This is a genomic window from Lysobacter sp. TAB13 (genome assembly GCF_052113885.1).
Lineage (GTDB): Bacteria > Pseudomonadota > Gammaproteobacteria > Xanthomonadales > Xanthomonadaceae > Lysobacter > Lysobacter gummosus.
In genome coordinates this window covers 377,486-397,364 of record NZ_JBFRDR010000001.1, presented here as the reverse complement: position 1 = coordinate 397,364, position 19,879 = coordinate 377,486, and the positions used below count along the sequence as shown (strand labels likewise).

The 19,879-nt window shown below is 66.5% G+C and carries 15 protein-coding genes and 1 pseudogene; 9 read left to right on the top strand and 7 right to left on the bottom strand.

Going from position 1 to position 19,879, the window contains the following annotated elements:
• Positions 1-520: 520 nt before the first annotated feature.
• A complete protein-coding gene (locus AB4Y92_RS01380; RefSeq protein WP_441818011.1) occupies positions 521-1,726 on the top strand; it encodes a serine hydrolase domain-containing protein in 1,206 nt (401 codons plus the stop codon).
• 24 nt (positions 1,727-1,750) lie between these two features.
• On the opposite strand, the gene AB4Y92_RS01375 is transcribed toward AB4Y92_RS01380, so the two are convergent.
• The gene (locus tag AB4Y92_RS01375) at positions 1,751-2,878 is read right to left on the bottom strand and encodes a hypothetical protein (protein WP_441818010.1); all 1,128 of its coding nucleotides are present in this window, start codon (positions 2,876-2,878) and stop codon (positions 1,751-1,753) included.
• 315 nt (positions 2,879-3,193) lie between these two features.
• Between AB4Y92_RS01375 and AB4Y92_RS01370 the strand changes: the two genes are divergently transcribed.
• The gene (locus AB4Y92_RS01370; protein WP_441818009.1) at positions 3,194-4,459 is read left to right on the top strand and encodes a chitinase; all 1,266 of its coding nucleotides are present in this window, start codon (positions 3,194-3,196) and stop codon (positions 4,457-4,459) included.
• A 178-nt stretch (positions 4,460-4,637) separates the two neighbouring features.
• Here the strand turns inward: AB4Y92_RS01370 and AB4Y92_RS01365 are convergent, their stop codons facing one another.
• The 3 genes from AB4Y92_RS01365 to AB4Y92_RS01355 all read right to left on the bottom strand — a co-directional run bounded on the left by AB4Y92_RS01365 (position 4,638) and on the right by AB4Y92_RS01355 (position 6,421).
• Positions 4,638-4,931, bottom strand: coding sequence for a DUF3861 domain-containing protein (locus AB4Y92_RS01365; protein ID WP_441818008.1), 294 nt, complete (start codon positions 4,929-4,931; stop codon positions 4,638-4,640).
• Positions 4,932-5,003: 72 nt separating this feature from the next.
• Positions 5,004-5,501 carry a DUF1097 domain-containing protein gene (locus AB4Y92_RS01360; RefSeq protein WP_441818007.1) on the bottom strand — a complete coding sequence of 166 codons (498 nt, stop codon included), beginning with the start codon at positions 5,499-5,501 and terminating at the stop codon, positions 5,004-5,006.
• An 11-nt stretch (positions 5,502-5,512) separates the two neighbouring features.
• Positions 5,513-6,421 (bottom strand): SDR family oxidoreductase, encoded by a 909-nt coding sequence (locus tag AB4Y92_RS01355; protein WP_441818006.1) that lies wholly within the window; start codon positions 6,419-6,421, stop codon positions 5,513-5,515.
• A gap of 80 nt (positions 6,422-6,501) precedes the next feature.
• Between AB4Y92_RS01355 and AB4Y92_RS01350 the strand changes: the two genes are divergently transcribed.
• Positions 6,502-6,621, top strand: a complete 120-nt coding sequence (locus AB4Y92_RS01350; protein ID WP_441818005.1) for a DUF6053 domain-containing protein — start codon at positions 6,502-6,504, stop codon at positions 6,619-6,621.
• A gap of 57 nt (positions 6,622-6,678) precedes the next feature.
• Positions 6,679-6,759 (top strand): annotated as a pseudogene (locus tag AB4Y92_RS01345) (DUF6053 domain-containing protein); the annotation flags it as partial.
• 16 nt (positions 6,760-6,775) lie between these two features.
• Here AB4Y92_RS01345 and AB4Y92_RS01340 read toward each other — a convergent pair.
• Positions 6,776-7,528, bottom strand: coding sequence for an SDR family oxidoreductase (locus AB4Y92_RS01340; protein WP_441818004.1), 753 nt, complete (start codon positions 7,526-7,528; stop codon positions 6,776-6,778).
• A gap of 163 nt (positions 7,529-7,691) precedes the next feature.
• On the opposite strand from AB4Y92_RS01340, the gene AB4Y92_RS01335 reads away from it, so the two are divergent.
• From AB4Y92_RS01335 to AB4Y92_RS01325, 3 genes are all read left to right on the top strand, one after another.
• Complete coding sequence (locus tag AB4Y92_RS01335; RefSeq protein WP_441818003.1) at positions 7,692-8,606, top strand: LysR substrate-binding domain-containing protein; 915 nt, start codon at positions 7,692-7,694, stop codon at positions 8,604-8,606.
• Positions 8,607-8,713: 107 nt separating this feature from the next.
• Positions 8,714-9,574, top strand: coding sequence for a LysR substrate-binding domain-containing protein (locus AB4Y92_RS01330; protein WP_441818002.1), 861 nt, complete (start codon positions 8,714-8,716; stop codon positions 9,572-9,574).
• Positions 9,575-10,027: 453 nt separating this feature from the next.
• Positions 10,028-11,455 (top strand): PAN domain-containing protein, encoded by a 1,428-nt coding sequence (locus AB4Y92_RS01325; protein WP_441818001.1) that lies wholly within the window; start codon positions 10,028-10,030, stop codon positions 11,453-11,455.
• A 91-nt stretch (positions 11,456-11,546) separates the two neighbouring features.
• Here AB4Y92_RS01325 and AB4Y92_RS01320 read toward each other — a convergent pair whose 3' ends face one another.
• Together AB4Y92_RS01320 and AB4Y92_RS01315 are read right to left on the bottom strand one after the other, a co-directional pair.
• A complete protein-coding gene (locus AB4Y92_RS01320) occupies positions 11,547-12,983 on the bottom strand; it encodes a DUF1501 domain-containing protein (RefSeq protein ID WP_441818000.1) in 1,437 nt (478 codons plus the stop codon).
• A gap of 14 nt (positions 12,984-12,997) precedes the next feature.
• Positions 12,998-14,767, bottom strand: a complete 1,770-nt coding sequence (locus AB4Y92_RS01315) for a DUF1800 domain-containing protein (RefSeq protein ID WP_441817999.1) — start codon at positions 14,765-14,767, stop codon at positions 12,998-13,000.
• 491 nt (positions 14,768-15,258) lie between these two features.
• Here AB4Y92_RS01315 and AB4Y92_RS01310 point away from each other — a divergent pair, with 491 nt between their 5' ends.
• Positions 15,259-18,021: a TonB-dependent receptor plug domain-containing protein gene (locus AB4Y92_RS01310; RefSeq protein ID WP_441817998.1), complete on the top strand. Its 2,763-nt coding sequence runs from the start codon at positions 15,259-15,261 to the stop codon at positions 18,019-18,021.
• 212 nt (positions 18,022-18,233) lie between these two features.
• Positions 18,234-19,733 carry a PPC domain-containing protein gene (locus tag AB4Y92_RS01305; RefSeq protein WP_441817997.1) on the top strand — a complete coding sequence of 500 codons (1,500 nt, stop codon included), beginning with the start codon at positions 18,234-18,236 and terminating at the stop codon, positions 19,731-19,733.
• Positions 19,734-19,879 lie beyond the last annotated feature (146 nt).

The window sequence follows — 19,879 nt, the reverse complement described above, 5'->3', positions numbered from 1 at the left end:
CAAGCGTCGCGTTTTCGTCGTCGTCGGCCGCGTGCGGTTGAACGGATTGCACGCGGTCAATCTCAGTACTGCCGAACGCGAAGGCCTGTCGCGTCTGTCGGGAGCGGATGCTGCGATGGTCGATCGCGTCTTGGATAGCCGCCGCTGCGACGGTGCGTGACTTCATTCGACGCTCAGGCCGCGGCGCAATTGCACGAAGCAGCCGTGGCATTGCGGCGCCCGGGGCCGTACCGGCGTCAATAGCGCGGCGCACAGCGGCCGCGATCGATCCGCGACTCAAGCGCCGGCCGATCCTTGCTATCCGCCATAAACCTTCCGCGCGCATCGCGCATCCACCCGTTGGGCGTCATGAGCGCGGCCGGGGAATAGCCGCGAATCCAGCGCACCGACGCATCGCATCGTGTTTCGAACCCACAGCGTGGCGGGCCCGCGGCCCGGCCTCGCGTCGCCGCGCGTCCACGGCGGCTCGGTTCGTCACCTCGCGAGTTTCCGCCGCGACATCCGACCCAGCCAGGACGCCATGATCCATACCCAGCTCGACCCCAGCTCCCGCGTCCGCAACCGCGCGACCGCCTTCGTTTCATTACTGGCGCTGGCGACAGGGATGCTGACCAGCCCGCACGCGTTCGCCGCCAAACCGGCCGTGCCGGCGCCGGCGTTCGCCAAGGTCATCGAAGCCGAAGTGCCGGCGATCATGAAAGCCGCGCATATCCAGGGCGCCGCGTTCGGCCTGATCGTCGATGGACGGCTGGTCTACGCGCGCGGATTCGGTTTCGCCGATCACGCCGGCAAGGTGCCGGCGACGCCGCGGACGGTGTTCGTCGCGGCCTCGCTGGCCAAGCCGATCGCCGCTTCGGTGGCGATGCGATTGGCCGAGCGCGGCCGGCTCGACCTGGATCGCCCGGTCGCCGATTGGGTATCGCCGTGGCCCCTGGCGGCGAGCGCGTTCGACCATCGCCGGATCACCGCGCGCCATCTGCTCTCGCATACCGCCGGCACCACGCTCGGCGGCTATCAGGGCTGGCTCGACTTCAAGGAACTGCCGACCCTGGAGCAATCGCTGGCGGGCAGGACCAACGGACGCGGCGCGGTCGAATTGTTCACGCCGGCTGGTAGCCGCTTCCAGTATTCCGGCGGCGGCTACACCTTGATGCAACTGGCCATCGAGCGCGGCACCGGGCGCAAGTATTCCGATCTGGCGAACGAACTCGTGTTCCGTCCGCTTCGCATGCGCCATTCCAGCGTCGCGATGTCGCCGCGCGTCCTGGCCGGCGCGGCGCAGGGACACGGCGAAAACGGCGAGCCGATTCCGATGCGTTACTACATCGAACAAGCGCCCTCGACCCTCACCACGTCGGTCGAGGATTTCGCCAAGTGGATGGCGGCCGACATGGTGCCCAGTGACAACGGCGCCGCGGCTTGGTTGTCGCCGGAGAATCTGCGGCAGATGCATCGTCCCGCCGAACTGAGCACCGCGCGCGCCCCGAACGAAGCGATGTACGGCCTGGGCCATTTCATCGAGCGCCTCGCCGACGGCAGCGTGGCGGTCGGCCACGACGGCCGCAATCAGGCCGGGTTCCGGGCGAAATTCCTGCTGCGGCCGCAGCAGCGCGACGGCATCGTGTTCTTCAGCAATTCCCGCACCGGCGTGGCGCTGGATCGCGTGGTGTGTCTTTGGGCGGCCGATGCCGGCCATGCCGATCCGGCGGTGGCGTGTAAGCCTTAAGCCAACCGGTCGCCGACCACCGCATCACGTCGGATCGCATTCCTGCCGCTGAATATCCGGCACGAAGCCTTGCAGCAGAAACGGTGTCATATCCGAAGCGCCGGATTCGCCGGAGGCCGTGGGCGCGCGCGGCACGCCGGCGCGGCTCCAACTCTGCGCCCGCTCGCTGGCGCGTTCGCGCGCTTGATTGGCCTGATCCGGCGGCAGGTCGCGGGTCAACGCGCGGATCTGCGCTTCGACCATTTCGCGTTGCGATCGCCCGAACCCGGTCCGCGGTCCGGCCGGCGCCGCGTCGGGTTGAGCCGGCGGCAGCGAATCGAGCAATTGCAGGAACAGGCTCAGCGATTCCACCGGATCGGACTTGACCGCCTGACCGAGAAAATTGCGCCGCATGCTGTCGCGACGTGGCGAGTACGCATAGGCCAGCGACGCCAGCATGCGCGCGTCGCCGCGCATGGCGGCGGTGCGGGCGATGGATTCGGCTTCGCCGCGATAGGTCGCCAGCGCCGGCAGGGAGTCGAGCAACTGCTGCTGGCGGAAGGCGTTGCCGCTGGCGTAATGGCGCATCGCCGCCGGATGTCCGGCGAGCGCGGCGCGGCGCCAATAGCCGGCGCGTTGTTCGGCGCTGATGCTGGGAACGTCGGCGCAGTGTTCGGACTGGGTCAGCAGCTTGTCGGTCATGCTCTGGTAGCTGTCGGCCATGCGCTTGCGCTGCTCGCGCTGCTGCGGCGTGTCCTGCGGCATGCGTTCGAGCTGGCGTTCGAAATTGTCCACGCCGCTTTCCGCGCCGGCCAGGCGCTGGCGCAGGCTGTCGCAATACTCCATCTCCGCCGCCAGCCGGCAAGCCGCCGCCGGTTCGTTGGCGGCGCGGCGCTGCAGCTCCGGCAGGATCAGCCGCAGCGGCGTGTCCACCGACGGCAGCGGGCGGGCCGCGCCGGCGGTGTAGCGGGGGATCGATGCGGCCGATCCCGGCGCGGCGCCACCGTCCACTCGCTGGGCGGCGATTTGCGCGCCCGTGTCGACGGCGGCCGCATTCGGCGCGGCCGGCGCTTCGGCGGCAGTGTGGCGGCCCCAGTAGTACATGCCGGCGCCGCTGGCGGCCAGCACGATCAGCCAGATTGCGGTGCGTCCTTGCTTCACGGTCGAAGTCATCGTCGGGTATGTCGGTCGCTCATCTTGACCGCCGCATCATAGAAGCGAATGAGGACGCGCGCGCGTGCCGCCGGCGCTCCGGGGCGGAAGCGCGCGCCGTGGCGTAACTGCGCAATCGGCCGCAAACGCGCCGGGCGCGCCTGTCTATGCTCGTAGCCAAGCGGCATGCCCTCACATCCGCCGACGCACGGAAACGACAGTGACGAAGGCCGCGCCGCGCGGCCTTCGCGCGTCGCGCTGCGCCGGAGTTCGCCATGGTGTTCGGGGCTGCGCATCGACGACTGGATCGCTCACCCCCACACCACGAGGACTGACATGACGCATCGCAGATGGCTTGCCGCTTCCACCCTCACGCTCGCGGTCGCCGCGATCGTTCTCGCCACGCCCTTGGCCGCGTCCGCCGAAGCCAACGACACCGTCGCCGCCGCGGACAGGTTCACGCCGCTGGCGGCGGAATACCGCATCAGCCGCGCCGCCTTGAACGCGAAAGAAGCGCAGCTCACCGACTTTCCGCTGATGCGCAAGGTGAAGGATTCGATCCGCACCCTCGACAACACCGCGGTCGAAGCGGTGCAGCCGGGACGCACGGCGAACCCGGACAACGTGCGCCGGGTCGAAGCCCTTTTCAGCAACGCCCAGTTCGAGTTCGTGTTCCCGATGCGCGCGCCGCAATACACCTATCGCGGCTTTCTGCAGGCGATCGCGAAGTTTCCCGCGGTGTGCGGCACCTACGCCACGCCGGCGCAGTCCGATGCGATCTGCCGCAAGACCTTGGCCACGATGATCGCCCACTTCGCGCAGGAAACCGGCGGCCACGACGCCAGCAGCGCCATCCCGCAGTGGCGTCAGGCGCTGGTGCACGTGCGCGAGATCGGCTGGACCGAAACCATGCGCAACGGCTACAACGGCGAATGCAACCCGGCCACCTGGCAAGGCCAGACCTGGCCGTGCGGCAAGTTCGCCGACGGCACGTTCAAGAGTTACTTCGGCCGCGGCGCCAAGCAGTTGTCGTACAACTACAACTACGGCCCGTTCTCCGATGCGATGTACGGCGATGTGCGCACGCTGCTGGACCGTCCCGAACTGGTCGCCGACACTTGGCTCAATCTGGCTAGCGCGACATTCTTCTTCTCGTATCCGCAGCCGCCCAAGCCATCGATGCTGCACGTGATCGACGGCACCTGGGTGCCCAACGCGCACGATCAGAGCAATGGTCTGGTGGCGGGCTTCGGCGTGACCACGCAGATCATCAACGGCGGCATCGAATGCGGCGGCAGCGCCGAGCATCCGCAGTCGCAGAACCGCATCAACTACTACCGCGGCTCGGCCGCGTACTTCCAGGTGCCGGTGCCGGGCAACGAGGTGCTGGGCTGCAAGGGCATGAAGCAGTTCGACGCCAGCGGCGCGGGCGCGCTGGCGATCTACTGGGAGCAGGACTTCAGCTGGGTTCCGACCAATCCGGATGGCTTCAGCTATGCCTGCAAGCTGGTGACCTACCAGACGCCGCATTCGGCGTTCAAGCGCGGCGATTACGAGCGTTGCGTAGTCAAGGCGTTTCCGAATGTGGTGGTGACTAACTGAGCCGGCGTTGTCGCTTGAAACTGCGCGCTTTATCCGTCGCGACGTAGAACATCACGTCGCGACGTTTGGCGCTGACACAGACCCGTCAGCGATTTCGAACGAGCCGGGATAGGCACCGAATCAGCGGCGACCAACCGGTCGCCGCTGATTCGAAAGACAGGACAACACTCGACGATACCTAGCCCGAATCCACCGCCGCCGTACGAGCCTTCAAATTCCCGATAAACGCCCGCAACGCCGGCTGCACATCGGCGAACAGCGGATCGTTGCGATGATCCAGCATCACCCCGCCGAGCAGCTTCAGCCCCACGGCGAGCGCGGCGGCTTCATCGTCGGCATACCCGCTGCTCCGGCGAACCTTGTCCACGATGGCGAACAGCTCATCGCGATGATCGACTTCGAAATCCACCGATGCGCGATCCACTGACGAATCCAGCGCCTGCACGGTGACACGATAACGATGCGATTTCATATCCCCGACCTTGCGATGCGCACATAGCGAAGAAAAGCGAACGCGCCGTCATCGCGGCGCGTTCGCGCAGGCTCAGGCCGAAGCCGCGACCGGCGGCGTCCAGCGATGATGCACGCGGCTGGCCAACCAGCCGGCGAGCGTGCCGACCGTGGCCGCGATCGCCAGTTCGGCGAAATTCGCCAACGACGCCGGTCGATGCGCGGCGAACCAGGCCACCAGCCCCAGGAAGAACCCGAGCAGGTTGTTGAACATCGGCAGCATCCGCAGCGACACCACCAGCATCGCCACCGCGAACACCACCACGCCGACGGTGGCCGCGCCCAGGTGCGGGCCGAGCGCGGCCAAGGCGCCCGCCGCGGCCATGCCGAACACCAGTCCGGCCAGCACGCACACCAGACTGATCAGTCCTTGGCGCAGTTGCCCGCCGCGACTGAAGAACGCGATCCAGCCGACGAACATCGCCCACACCGGGACTTCAAGCAGCAACGCGCTGAGGCTGGCGGCACAGGAGGCGACCGCCGATTCGCCGACAGTGACTTTCAGATGCGCGGGTATCCATTCGCGAGTCATGAGCGGTCTCCTCAGTGGCCGGCGTCGATGCGCGGAGCGAGCAGGTCGCCCAGGCCGACGCGGCGCAGGAACTCGGCGCGGATGCGGTCGCCGACGGCGTTGACGACTTCGGCGCCGTCGCTGGCCGGATCGACATGTACGCGGAACGGACGCCGGCCGTAAGGGCGGGCGACGATCTCCACGATCGCTTCGGCCACGCTCGCAACATCGGCGTCCTCGGGCACGGTGCTGGCGAGCTTGTGCAGGATTTCCTCACCGAAGCCGGCGGTCGGCGCGGCGTCGTACTCGGCCAGGCGCGCTTGATCGGCCGGGGCGCCGGCATGGGCGAAGTGGTTGGTGCCGGACGTGAAGGCGCCCGGGACCAGGATCGAGGTTTCGATGCCCCAGCGCGCAAGCTCGGCGGCGTAGCTGATCGCGAGCGAATCCATCGCCGCCTTGGCGGCGAAGTACGGCGCCAGATACGGCGGCGTGCCGCCGCGCACGCTGCTGCTCGACACCCACAACAGCAAGCCGCGGCGCTGCTTGCGCAACTGCGGCAGCGCGGCGCGGTTGACGCGCTGCGCGCCGAGCACGTTGCTGTCGAAGAGCTGCGCGAACTGTTCGGGCGTGAACGCTTCGGCCGGGCCGAAGGCCATGTGGCCGGCGTTGTGCACAAGCACATCGAGACGGCCGTGCTGTTCGACGATTCGCGCGATCGCGGCATCGGCCGACGGTTGCGAGGCGACATCGAGTTCGAGCGTGCGCAAGTCCACGCCGTGCTCGCTCGCATAGTCGGCGGCCGCGGCGACCTGCGCCGCGTTGCGGCCGGCGGTTTCGCGCATGCTGGCGTAGACGGTGTGGCCGGCATGGGCGAGGGCACGCGCGGCGAGGGCGCCGAAACCGCTGGAGGCACCGGTGATGAGAATGATCTGCTGATTCATGGCAAAGCTCCGCTGGCGAGCGCCGCGACGGCGCCCAGGAATGGAAGGGAAAGGAGAACTGCGATAACAGCGATGCAACTGTGGGAGGGCCTTCAGGCCCGACGTCTTTGGCTCAGTTCGCCGCGATCGGAGAAGAAAGCGTCGGGCCTGAAGGCCCTCCCACAACAGCGGCCTATTTCAGACCACATGGCCGCTATTGACTCGGGTAGAAAGAAAACCTCGGAAACAGCGCCACAACAAGAAACAGCGATGCAACTGTGGGAGGGCCTTCAGGCCCGACGCCTTTGGCTCAGTTCGCCGCGATCGCAGAAGAAAGCGTCGGGCCTGAAGGCCCTCCCACAAAACCGGCGAGCCTCAGAACACGTAGCCGCCATTCACGCGCAGCACCTGCGAGTTCACCCAGCTGCCGTCGGGACCGGCAAGGAAGGACACCGCCGAAGCGATTTCATCCGGCGTGCCCAAACGTTCCAGCGGCGCCAGTGAACTGAAGTGCGCGATCTGCTCCTCGGTCTTGCCGTTGAGGAACAACTCGGTCGCGACCGGACCCGGAGCGACCGCGTTGACGGTGATGCCGCGGCCGCGCAGTTCGTTGGCGAGCACGTGCACCAGGCCTTCGACCCCGGCCTTGGAGGCGATGTATGGGCCGTAGTTCGGGAAGGCCTTGCCGATCACGCTGGTGGATACCGCGATGATCCGGCCGCCTTCGCCCAGATGCTGCGCGGCCTGGCCCAGGACGATGAAACTGCCGCGCAGGTTGGTGGAGATCACGCGATCGAACTCGGCCAGATCGCCGCCCTGGATCGGCACGTACGGCATCACGCCGGCGCTGTTGACGACCACGTCGAGGCGGCCGAAGGTTTCTTTCGCGAAGGCGAAGACGCGCTGCATGGCGTCGGCGTCGGCGACATCGCCCTGGATCGCCGCGGCGCGGCCGCCGGCAGTGTGGATTTCGGTGACCAGCGCATCGGCCGCGGCGGTGTTGCCGGCGTAGTTGACGACCACGGCGTAGCCGTCGGCGATCAGGCGCAGGGCGATGGCGCGGCCGATGCCGCGCGAGGCGCCGGTGACGAGGGCGGTCTTGGAAGCCGGGGAGGTCTGAGCGGTCATGGCGGACTCCGAGCGGGTGGGTGGTTTGAGGGCAGGCGAGGGAGGCGGGTGGCCTCCGGTTTCGCTGTGGGGCCAGTCTGCGCGTTGGTCAGGGCTGGATAAACCAGCCTGGATTGGCAATACAATTCAATAATCGCCAACAATCGAGCCCCCGGAGCCCGCCATGGACCGTTTCGAGGCCCTGCGCCTGTTCACCCGCATCGTCGAGCTGGGCAGCTTCACCCGCGCCGCCGCCGTGCTGGACGTGCCCAAGGCCACCGCCACCCATGCCATCAAGGAACTGGAAGCGCGCCTGGGCGTGCGCCTGCTCGACCGCACCACCCGGCAAGTGCGGCCGACCCTGGACGGGCAGGCCTATTACGAGCGCTGCGTGCACGTGCTGGCCGAACTCGACGACGCCGAATCGGCCTTGAGCGCGGTCGCCAGCAATCCGCGCGGCACCTTGCGCCTGGATCTGCACGGCACCCACGCCACCGGCATCATCCTGCCGCGCATCAACGAATTCCGCGGACGCTATCCGCAGATCGACCTGGAAATCAGCAGCGGCGACCGCCTGGTCGATCTGGTGCGCGAAGGCATCGACTGCGTGGTGCGCTCGGGCGTGCCGCGCGATTCGTCGCTGGTGGCCAAGCGGTTGGCGATGATGCCGGAAGTGGTCTGCGCCAGCCCCGAGTATCTGCAGTACTTCGGCACGCCGCGCCATCCCGACGAGTTGTCGGCGCATCAGGCGGTCGGCTTCTTCGCCAGCAATCGCGACCTGCGTTATCCGTTCGAACTCACGGTCGAGGGGCGGTTGCGCGAATACCAGCTCAACTCGTGGATATCGGTCAACGACGCCGCCTGCTATGTCGCCGCGGCCCTGCGCGGCTGCGGCCTGATCCAGTTGCCGCTGCACGGCGTGGAGCAGCACATCCGCGAAGGCCGGCTGGTCGAGGTGCTGCGCGATTACGCCAGCCCGGGCGTGCCGGTGTCGGTGCTGTATCCGCAGCACCGGCAGTTGTCGCCGCGGGTGCGGGTGTTCGTGGATTGGGTGGCGGGCGTGTTCGCGGACAAGTTCGGCGTCGGCACGCCGGCCTGAGCGGGCGCCCGGCTCGCTACAATCGCAGTGCCGGCCACTCTGCGCCGGCGCGTCGCATCGATGTCGAACACCGCCCACTCCGGGAGACGCCGAAGGTGAAATCGCCGTTGTCTCTGCCCCAGATCCGCGCCTTCTGCGCCCTGGCCCAGCATCGCAGCTTCAAGGCCGCGGCCGATTCGCTCGGCGTATCGCAGCCGACCATCGTCAGCCAGATCGCCGGCATCGAAGAGGCCTACGGCACCAAGCTGTTCCAGCGCCAGCGCGAGAACAACCGCCTGACCGACATCGGCATCGCCCTGCTGGCGCCGCTGCGCGCGGTGCTCGATCAGGTGCGCGAAGCCGAGTTCATCCTGCTCTCGCACAGCACCGCGCAGACCGGCGAACTCAACGTGGTCGCGGTGAATCCGGTGCGCACCTCGAACCTGATCCGCGAGTTCCGCATCCTGTGCCCGAACATCCGCGTCAACGTCAGCTTCGTCGCTTCCGACCGCGCGCAGAGCATGATCGACAGCGAAGCGGTCGATGTCGGCTTCTTCGTCCAGACCGAAGGCAAGCCGGGCCAGCAGGCGTTTCATTTCTACAATTACGAGTTGATGGCGATCGTGCCGGCCGGCCATCGCCTGGCCGACAAGCCGACCTTGTCGATCGCCGATTTCGGCGGCGAAGAACTGGTGATCCGCGAACCCGGCTCGCTGACCCGCAAGATGTTCCTGGCGGCGTTGACGAAGGCCGGCATCGAGCCGCGCATCGCCTACGAACTGGGCAGCCGCGAATCGGTGCGCGAAGCGGTGGCGCAAGGGCTGGGCGTGTCGGTGGTGGCCGAGGACGAACACACGCCGCACGAGCGCATCCTCGCCAAACCGATCGTCGGCGCCGATCTGCGCGCCGACAGCAGTCTGGTGGTGCTCAACAAACACCTGGGTTCGCCGCTCATCAAGACCTTGATCGAACTGGTGCGGCGGCGCTGAGCGCGCGCGATCGGCGGTAGTCGCGCGTCGCGTTCGCCGCGCGGCAGTCGCTGCCGGATACGCAACAGCATATCGGGCAGTTCGGCGATGGTGTCGATGATGAAGTGCGCGCGGATGGTTCGCGGACGCAACGGCATCCTCGTACAGATCGGCATCGCGACGGGCTGGTGGTTTCGGTTTCTGCGCGGCGTGTGTGGGTGCATTTCATGTGCACTTGTCATGCTCATGATGGGCGCTGAAACCACAGTGATATTCGGCGCCGACGACGACGGCTTCGCCCGTGGTTCGGCGATATCAATGCATGATTAGTGTTTGTCTAACCTGAGTGCGGGAAAGTTGTCATCGCTTGTTGTTGAAGTGCGCAGGCGGACAGATCGGGCCGGAAATGTCGGGTAGGATCGCAGCGTTCCACGCCGATCGCCGCACTTCGTCCTTCACGTCACGAGGCCACTCATGAAGCTGCAGTCATCCGTGTTCGCATTGCTCGCGCTCGCCTTGTCCGGCGCCGCTTGCGCGCAATCGCTGGACCGCTTCACCGTCACCGCCAACGCGGCCATTCCCGGTTACAACGTCCAGCACCTCGACAACGTCGGCGCCGATCAATGCGCCGCCACTTGTCTGGATGCGTCGCATGCATCGTGGTGCGTGTCGTTCGACTACAACAAGACCAGCAACCAATGCGACCTGAGCGACAAGCGCGCCGCGCAGGTGCCGCTGAAGACCGACTACCCGAACAATCCCTACGATCACTACAGCCTCAAGGTCGATGCCCTGGCCGCGTTCGAGCACACCGCGAACGCGGCGATCTCCGGCTACAACCGCGAGCAACTCACCGCGGCGACGCCGCAGGCCTGCGCCGAGGCCTGCACGACCTCGCCGCGCGCGGCGTGGTGCCGTTCGTTCGACTACAACAAGAATGCGTCGAGCTGCGATCTAAGCGATAAGCGCGCGAGCGATGTCGGCGGCTTGAAGACCGACTATCCGGGCAATCCCTACGATCACTACAGCCGGCGCGTGATCGCCGGTACGCCCAACCCGATTCCCGGCGACCGGCACGTGCTGCTGATCGGCATCGACGGCCTGCGCGGCGACAGTCTGTTATGCAACGACTGCGCCAAGCCGCCGACGTTGTCGGCGCTGATGTACGGCGGCGCATACCACACCAACGTGCAGGCCGGCGGCACGCAGGCCACCTTCAGCGGCCCGGGTTGGGGCAGCGTGTTCACCGGGTTCTGGGCGGACCAGCACGGGGTGACCTCGAACGACATCACGCTGCCGCTGAAGAAGCCGCATGTGTTCGATCTGATCAAGCAGGCTTATCCGACCGCGACCACCGCGGTGGTCGCCGACTGGGCCAACCTGACCGCCAATCTGCGGCCGGCGACGGTGGATCAGGCGGTCGCCAACGCCGCCAAGAATTCGCAGCAGGCGACCGACACGGTGATCCAGTGGCTGGATCAGACCTATGCGCCGACGGCGATCTTCTATTACCTGCACAACGTCGATATCCACGTGTGCTGCTATGCGCCGGGCAATGCGACTTACCAGCAGAAGTTGTTGGCCGAGGATGCGCAGATCAAGCAGGTGCTCGACGCGCTGACGCGGCGGCCGAATTATCTCAACGAAGAGTGGCTGATCGTGGTCGCCTCCGATCACGGCGGCTTGAACAGCGGCCACGGCGGGCAGAGCCCGGATGAGCGCGATGCGTTGCTGGTGTTGAACAATCGCTACGGGAATCCGTCGCGCACGCCGTATTGCTCGGGCGATCTGAGCGGGGCGCCGATGCGGCAGATCGACGGGGCGACGCCGCATATTCTGGATTTTCTGCGGATCGATAATCCCAGCGATGGGGTTAAGTCGGCGGTTTGCGGGGGGAATTGAGGTTAATTGGAGCTAAGAGCGAATCCCCCCTGGCCCCCCTTTTTCAAAGGGGGGAATGGCTTGGGGGGATTCGAGGCGAGCGGGGGCTGGTTTATTCGATCAGTTCTTTTGCGTATTGCATCAGGCGATCCAGCAGGTCCGGTTCTTCGGCCGACTGCGCGGGTGCGCTCGTCGCGCGCAGGCGCTGCTGCAGGCCCGGCGCCGGTTTGGCCAGGGTGCCGAAGTCGCGCACCAGGCCCAGCGGCGCGTAGCCGCTGTAGCCGGGGAACACCGGCGCGAGGTTGGTGTGGCCCATGCGCTTGAACAGAATCTCCGACAGCACCCGGCGGTGATCGGTGGTCACCGGCACGTCGCCGAAATGCGGCGAGAGGATTTCCGGGTCCAGGCCCGACCACGAACCGTAGAAGCGCCGGCCGTTGACCGGGCCGCCCAGCACCAGCACCGGATTGCCGTAGCCGTGGTCGGTGCCGCCGTTGGCGTTGGCGCGCACGCGCCGGCCGAATTCGGACTGCACGACCACGGTCACGCGCGAGGCGTGGCCGCTGGCGTCGAGCGCGGCGTAGAACGCCGACAAGGCCTGCGAGAGTTCGGCGATCTTGTTCTGGTAGTAGTGATAGCCGCTGCCCGCGGTGCCCTGGCCGTCGTGCGTGTCCCAACCGCCCAGGTCGAGCGTGGCGTAGTGCAGGCCGAGGTTGAACTGGATCGATTGCGCGATCGTCCACAACTGCTGGGCGAAGCCGCTGGTCGGCCAACCGGCCGGCAACGCGGCGTAGGTTTGTTGCGCGACCACTTTCAGAGCGCTGTCGGCGCGCTGGCCGCCCAGTTCCAGCGGCGTGCTGCCGCCCCACAGACTCGCCAGGGTTTCGTTGAGGCCCTTGAACCCGGCCGGCGAATCCGGACGAATCTTCTGCCACGACCACGCGCCGGCGTTGAGGGCGAAGTCGGACGGGCTGCCCATGGTCAGCGCCTGCACCGATCCCAGCAATCCGGCCGGTTGACGCGAAGCCACGCCGAGCGCGGGAATTTTTTCCGTGCCGCTGAGATTGGGTTGCGCGTTCATCGCCCGCGCCAACCAGCCGCTGCCGATGCCTTGCTGGCCCGGCGTGCCCAGGTCGATGTAAAGCTGCGCATCGAAGTGGCTGCGGGTCACGCTGGTCAGCAGGCCGCAGGCATGCACGATGCCCAGGTGGCCGGCGTTCCAAAGATCGCGCAGTCCGCTTGCCGAGGGATGCAGGCCGAAACCGGTGCCGGCGCCGCTGGCCAGCGTCAGCGGCAAGGCGCCGTAAGTGCCGGTCGCGGCGATGGCCAGATTGGGCCGGGCCTGTTCGTAGAATCCGCGGTCGGCGCCGTCGATCGGCACCACCAGGTTCAAACCGTCCAGGCCGCCGCGCAGGAACAGATGCACGACGGTGTCGTGGCCGTTGGCCGCGGCGTAGGCGGAGTTGGAGAACAACAGGGACGGGCCGCCCACCGCGCCGATGGCGGCGGTGGCGCAGGTGCCTTTGAGGAAATCGCGTCGTGTGGTCATGTCGGCGTCCTGGCTTAGCGGCTGAGGAATTCGGGCGACATCAGGATCAGTGACACCATGCTGCGCAGCCGCTCCTGGTTGTAATGCCGTCTGAGATCGCTGCCGGCCCAGGCATTGGTGTCGGTGATGACATAGGTGGCCGGATCGCCGTTCTGGGCCATGAACGCGATCAGCGTCTGCCGCCGCGCCGCGGTCGGCAGATAGCCCAGGATGCGTTGACACCAGAAGTCGACCAGCTTGGTCGCCGTCCACGACGGCACTTTGCTTCGCGTCGTCGCCAGGATCGGCATCAGCGGCACGCCGCTCTCGCTGGTTTCGGTGACCCAGTTGAGGATGCGCCAGGTCATCGCGTAACTGCTGGAACCCGACCACGCCTCGCGCACGTCCGGATAACCGTTCGGCGCCGGCCAATCGTAGGGCTGGTGACCGGTGAAGCCCATCAGCCAGTTGAATTCATCGCTCTTCTGATTGCCGACGGCGATGGTCCAGTCGCTGCCGACCGTGCGCATCGCCGCGGCCACCGCTTCGAACGGACGCCGCGCTTTCGCGCCCCAGGTCTGCATGAAAACGCTGGAGTTGAGAACGTGGCGCAGGACCTTGGCGATCTGGTCCGGCGCCTGCCAGTTCTGCCGGAATATCTGCGCGGCGCTGGTCACCAGCGCCGGATCGGGCGTGTCGCTGACGAAGCGGCGGATGATCTTCTTGCAGATGAAACGCGCCACGCCCGGATGGCTGGCCAAGCGGTCGAGTACGTCGCGACCGTCCTTGAGCGCCGGCTGTTCCGGATACAGCATGCGGCCGAGCAGGAACTTCGGGCCCGCGTCGTGCCAGGCCTGGCGATAGACGAAGCTGCCGTCGTTCTCGGTCGGGTATTCCCAGTGGCCGTTCTTCACTGACCAGCCGGTGAAGGCCGACGCGGTCTCGTACACGTCGATGTCGGTGTAGCCGGCGGGATAATTCGGATCCTCGGCATCGGGCGGAACCTGGAACGGGTCCATGAAGCCCAGATAGTGCTCGGCGCCCAGGGTGTGCAGTTCCAGCAGTTCGCGGGCGAAGTTTTCGTTCGGGCCGGCGCGGGTGTTGTCGGCGTTGTCGAGGAAGTAGAGCATCGAGGTGCTCTTGGCGACCTGTTCGAGCATCGCGCGGAAATTGCCGAACGCCTGCGGCCGCAGCACGTCGCGCTGGTAATGCACGAACACCGGGCCGGCGTCGTAGTCGCTGGCCATGACGTTGAAGTGGTCGTGCCAGAAGTTGACCATCACCTCGCGCAGCTGGCGCTTGGAGTGGACCGCGCGCACCAGCGCCGCGCGCTGCGCTTCCCAGGCCGGGCGCATGCGGATTTCATACGCGGGATTGGGCTTGACGTGATCGGTCCACAACTGGGTCAGCGATTTGCCCAGCGTGGTGTAGCCGGCGTTGCTCAGGCGGGTGTCCACCGCGCTGTCGTCGATGTTGGTCCAGTCGAGCTGCCAATCGACGTAATTGGCCAGGCGCTGCGCGTCGGTGGTGCCGAGCGCGTTGAATTCGGCGATCGACTGCGCGGTGGCGCCGTAGCTCAGATTGCCGAGCACGCGGATCCAGAACGGCGGGCGCGGCAGGTCTTTCGGCAAGGCCATCACCGGCGCGGCATGCATATCGGGCGAGGCGAGCGGAGCGGCGCCGCTGGCGCCGTCGAGCTTGGCGCGCGCGGCCTTGGACGGCGTGCCGCGACCGAGCGCGCCGTAGCGCTGCAGCAGATGCTGGCGCAAGGCGGCCTGTTCGGAAGCGGAGAGGGAGCGGGTCATGGCGCACTCCTTGGTGAGCTGGCGGGTAGGCGGGCAGGAGGAGCGCGAGCTTATGCGGCCGGGCAAGCGCTAAAGCCCAGGTTGCGTCACAGATCCTCGCGGCCGCGGATGAACCGCGTCACTGTTCGCGCGTGCGTCTTCGCGCCGTCTGCACAATGCGCGTCACAGGTATCGGGCCATGCGTGGAAGCGGTCACGCCAATAACGCGAGAACGGTGTCATCGCTTGCGTGCGGCTTTACCTATTTTGTCCGTTCGCGCGTCGCCGCCGGCGCTGCGCCACCACCGCCAATGCGTGCAGATGCGCACAGGCCTACTGCGGCGCAGGCCGTAGACTCTTGCGACGCGACGCAAATTCCCGGTCGCCATAAGCAGATGCGCCGCCTTCATTTCTGGTTGTGCGCCGCAACAACAAAGATGGCATGAAAGCCGTGCCGCGCCTGCCGGGGAATGCGCGCAGCGGGCACGGCGCCCCCACCGTCAAGGATCTTCCATGCAAGCTGTCATACGGCTGCGACGCCGTCCGTTGTCCGTCGTACTCGCGCTGAGCCTGTCGGCGCTGGCCGCGTCCGCGCAGGCCCTGGCCGCCGACGCCGAACCCGCGCCGGGCGACAAACCCGCGACCCTGATCGACCAGGTCGTGGTCACCGGCTCGCGCATTCCGCGCGCCAGCCTGGAAGGGCCGTCGCCGGTCACCGTGATCAGCGGCGAAGAGATCGACAAGCAGGGCTTTCGCAGCGCCTTCGACGCGCTCGCCGCGTTGAGCCAGAACACCGGCGTGGTGCAGGGCGAGGACTACGGCAACACCTTCACTCCGGCGGCCAACGTCATCAACTTGCGCGGCCTGGGCCCCAATCACACCCTGGTGCTGATCAACGGCCGGCGTCAGGCCGACTATCCGATCGCCTATGAAGGCTCGGTCAACGTCGTCAATCTGGCGAATATTCCCAGTGCTTTGATCGAACGCATCGAAGTGCTCGGCGGCGGCGCCTCGGCGGTGTACGGCTCCGACGCGGTCGCCGGCGTGGTCAATTTCATTCTCAAGAAGAAGTTCGACGGCACCCAGCTCAACCTGCGCGTGGGCGGCACCGAGCACGGCGGCGGGCAGAATCAGCGACTGCAGCTGGTCAGCGGTTATTCCAACGATCGCTTCGACGCGGTTTACGGCGTCGAGCTTTCGCACCGCCAGGCGATCTGGGGCGACCAGCGCGACTTCATGGATTCGCTGCTGGACAACCCGAGCGGCGACGCGCTGCTGGCGACCCAGGTCGGCTTCCGCCGCAATGCGCGCACCAATGGCTATATCGATCCGGGCGCGGCCTGCGGCGGGTTGTCCGGCCTGTATCACGGCTCCGTCTTCCGCGCCAACAACCCGCGCCAGGGCTGGTACTGCGGCAGCAACGAAGCCTCGCCGGCGTTCTGGACGCTGCAGACGCAGAAGAAGAGCGCCGACGCCTACGGCCTGCTGACCTGGCATCTGAGCGATCGCACCGAGTTGTTCGCCGACGTGCAACTGGGCACGACCAGCATCGAGAACAACACCCGCGCGCCCAGCTGGACTTCGGACAACAACTACTTCCTCAATCAGGCCAGCGGCCTCAACGAGATCTGGTATCGCCGCATCGCGCCGGAAGAAATCGGCTCGGCGCATGCCAACAACAACCGATTCCTGGAGCGCTCGTGGGCATTCTCGCTCGGCGCGCGCGGCGCGCTCGGCGACAGCGACTGGAATTACGAGCTGGCCTACAACCACGGCCGCAACGAGAACCGCACCAAGCGCCGGCAGTTCCTGGCCGGCATCAACGAGTTCTATCTGGGCCCGCGCCTTGGAACCACCGCGGCCGGCATCGGCATCTACAACCCCGATCCGGCGCGCCTGTACCAGCCGCTGAGCCCGGCCGACTACCAGCGCCTGACCGGTTTCTACGAAGGCGTCAACGCCGCCTGGATCCAGAACCTGAGCTTCAGCGTCAACGGCAACCTGTTCGATCTGCCGGCCGGCACGGTGGGCTTCGCCGGCGTGCTCGAAGCCGGCACCCAGGGCTACAGCAACCGGCCCGATCCGCATTTGGGCGACGGCACGTTCTGGAACACCAGCGCCGGCTCGCGCGCCAGCGGCGATCGCGATCGCTACGCCATCGGCGCGGAGATCAACGTGCCGATCTTCAGCACGCTGACCGCATCGGCGGCGGCGCGTTACGACGAATTCCGCTTCGCCGGGCGCAAGTCGGGCAAGGCGACCTGGAACGCGGGGCTGGAATTCCGCCCGACCGATACCTTGCTGGTTCGCGCCACCGCCGCCACCAGCTTCCGCGCGCCAGACATGAACTACATCTTCGCCGCCGAAACCCGCGGCTATAACCCGGGCATGACCGATTACTGGCGTTGCCGCACGGCCGGCCAGCCTTACGACAATTGCGACTTCACCGGCCTTGCGATCGACTACACCAGCAGCGGCAACCCGGAACTGAAACCGGAGAACGGCAAGTCCTACGGCCTGGGCGTGGTGTGGTCGCCGTCGGAGCATTTCGATCTGTCGCTGGATTACTACAGCATCCGTCTGGAGGACGAACTCACCAACCTCGACAGCGCTCGCATCCTGCGCGAAGAGGGGGACTGCCGCCTCGGCCGGACCCTCGGCGGCGAGCCGCGCGATATCAACTCGCCCAATTGCCGCGAAGTGTTGAGCCGGGTGATCCGTAACCCGTCCGACGCGCCGGTGCAGCCCGATCAGGTGCGTCGCGTGCTGGTCAACGCCATCAACGCCGCCTCCGAGCGCACCGACGGCATCGACCTGAAGAGCAATCTGCGCTGGAGCGCGGGCCGCTTCGGCGACTTCGCCGCGCGCGTGGCCTACACCCTGGTGATCAAGCACGACTACCAGCAATTCGCCGACGATCCGAAGATCGACCTGCGCAACACCCTGGACCCGCTGGAAGCCGGCGACTGGCGCAGCAAGATCAACACCGGCGTGACCTGGACGATCGGCCCGTGGAGCAGCAACCTCACCGCGCTGCGCTACGGCAGCCTGCCCAAGAGCGACGGCAGCGGCCGCTACGGTCCGTACACGCGTTACAACGGCAGCGTGTCGTACAACTTCAGCGACAAGTCCACGTTGTCGTTGATCGTCAACAACCTGCGCGACTCCAATCCGCCGCAGGACCGCAACAACGGCGGCTGGCCGTTCTATCCGGTCGGCAATTACGATCCTTACGGGCGTCAGTTCTGGTTGGAGTACAACCACCAGTTCAACTGAGATCGAGTAGATACCGATCGGCCAGGGCGGTCCTGCCGCCCTGGTTTTCTGGCCCGCGGGGCACCGGAAAAACGCATGGAATCCACGGGGTTTTTGCGCGACGGCCCAGTCGCGCGATCCGACACCGGCTTGTGAGATCATTCGCCCGCCGCGACGACGCGCTTATGAGTCGGCGTCGCTCGGACGGCGAAGCATCATCACAAGGAGGTTGTATGCGTTTGGGGAAAGCAAGCACTACGCGTTGGTTGTCGATGGGTTTGATGGTCGCGCTGACCGGCATCATGTCGGCGGCCCAGGCCGGGGCGCTGGGGGCGCCGTATCAACCCGGCGGGATTCCCAACGGGGCCAGTTCGTCCGATCTGCACGCGGTGACCGGCGCCGGCGGCGAGTCGGTATTGCTGGCGAGTTCTTACATCAATCGCTATGCGCCGGCAGGCTCGGCGCTGTGGCCAGCGGCGCAGGCGCTGAGCGGCGTGCAATGGGCCGATGTGGGGACCGATCGCCTCGGCAATTATGTCGTGGCCGAGGAAATGGTCGGGCAGGGCGGCATCTATGCGACGGTCTATGATCGCAACGGCACGGTGATCACTCCGCGTTTTCGCATCGACCAGGGCACGATGACCGATTTCAGTCAGCCCTACGTGTCGATGAACAGCGACGGCGTATTCACCGTCAGCTGGACGGTCAAGACCCCGTCCAACAGCTTCACGCGCCGCTACCGCGTGTTCAACCGCAACGGCAGCGCGCGCGGCCCCGAGTTCGTCGCCCAGGGCGGCGATTGGGTCACCCATCTGGGCTCCTCGATCGACGCCAGCGGCCGCTTCAGCCACCTGTCGCTGCACGTCACGCCCGATTTCTGGTACGTGCGTCTGGCCGCTACCCGCTTCGACAGCAACGGCAACGTGATCGCGCCCTTGAGCTACATCACCAGTCCGCCGAATACCGTCAATTACGCGGTCATGGCGGGTAATCAATCCGGCGATCAGGTCATCGCGTGGATGAACTATGCGCGCGACACCAACACCCAGGGCATCGCGTTCCAGCGCTACTCCTCCGGCGGCCAGTTGCTGGGCGGCAACGTGCTGGTCGATGCCTCGGCCACCGAGCCGTTCCTGCCCGCGGTGGGCGTAGCCGAGGACGGCAGTTTCGTCGTCACCTGGGCCGCGCGCACGGCCGCCTCCAATCCGAGCGCGCCCTGGGGCCTGTACGGCCGCCAGTACGCAAAGGACGGCACAGCGCTTGGCGCGGCCTTCCGGATCGACGACGCGCCTGTCGCGAATCCGTTCTACCTGAGCCACACGGTAGCGATGAACCACGCGGGCGAGTTCACCGTGATGTGGCAGCAGTACAACGGCAGCCAGACCAGTCTGTGGGCGCGCAATTACGTGCTGGATAATCAGCCGGCGGCGCAGGCGCTGACCTCGGGCGTGGCGATCAACGGATTGAGCGGCGCGGCCGGAACGCTGCAGTACCTGAAATTCACCGTGCCGTTGGGAACCAGCAACTTCAACGTCACCATGAGCGGCGCGGGCGATGCCGACATGCTGATCAAGCATGGCGCCCAACCGACTCCGGCGCGTTACGACATCAGCCCGGCGATCAACGGCAGCAACGAAGGCGCGCTGGTCAACAATCCGCCGGCGGGGACGTTCTACATCGGCTTGTACGGATACACCAGCTATTCGAACGTCAGCGTAAGAGTGGACTACTGATCTTCCGCGGCGCTTGTCGCGGTGAATACAAAGCGGGCTTCGGCCGCTTTTTCGCAGCGGCCTGGCCGGCTTGAACCGGCCTGAGCGGCGAGGCGCGGTCGCAAGAACAGACATGAAAATCGGTGATAATCCACCTCGGCCCAGAT

Coding starts and splice junctions, on each gene's coding strand:
- AB4Y92_RS01365 (WP_441818008.1), bottom strand. CDS start 4,931: ATGAAATCGCATCGTTATCGTGTCACCGTGCAGGCGCTGGATTCGTCA.
- AB4Y92_RS01375 (WP_441818010.1), bottom strand. CDS start 2,878: ATGACTTCGACCGTGAAGCAAGGACGCACCGCAATCTGGCTGATCGTG.
- AB4Y92_RS01380 (WP_441818011.1), top strand. CDS start 521: ATGATCCATACCCAGCTCGACCCCAGCTCCCGCGTCCGCAACCGCGCG.
- AB4Y92_RS01340 (WP_441818004.1), bottom strand. CDS start 7,528: ATGACCGCTCAGACCTCCCCGGCTTCCAAGACCGCCCTCGTCACCGGC.
- AB4Y92_RS01355 (WP_441818006.1), bottom strand. CDS start 6,421: ATGAATCAGCAGATCATTCTCATCACCGGTGCCTCCAGCGGTTTCGGC.
- AB4Y92_RS01335 (WP_441818003.1), top strand. CDS start 7,692: ATGGACCGTTTCGAGGCCCTGCGCCTGTTCACCCGCATCGTCGAGCTG.
- AB4Y92_RS01310 (WP_441817998.1), top strand. CDS start 15,259: ATGCAAGCTGTCATACGGCTGCGACGCCGTCCGTTGTCCGTCGTACTC.
- AB4Y92_RS01360 (WP_441818007.1), bottom strand. CDS start 5,501: ATGACTCGCGAATGGATACCCGCGCATCTGAAAGTCACTGTCGGCGAA.
- AB4Y92_RS01315 (WP_441817999.1), bottom strand. CDS start 14,767: ATGACCCGCTCCCTCTCCGCTTCCGAACAGGCCGCCTTGCGCCAGCAT.
- AB4Y92_RS01370 (WP_441818009.1), top strand. CDS start 3,194: ATGACGCATCGCAGATGGCTTGCCGCTTCCACCCTCACGCTCGCGGTC.
- AB4Y92_RS01325 (WP_441818001.1), top strand. CDS start 10,028: ATGAAGCTGCAGTCATCCGTGTTCGCATTGCTCGCGCTCGCCTTGTCC.
- AB4Y92_RS01320 (WP_441818000.1), bottom strand. CDS start 12,983: ATGACCACACGACGCGATTTCCTCAAAGGCACCTGCGCCACCGCCGCC.
- AB4Y92_RS01305 (WP_441817997.1), top strand. CDS start 18,234: ATGCGTTTGGGGAAAGCAAGCACTACGCGTTGGTTGTCGATGGGTTTG.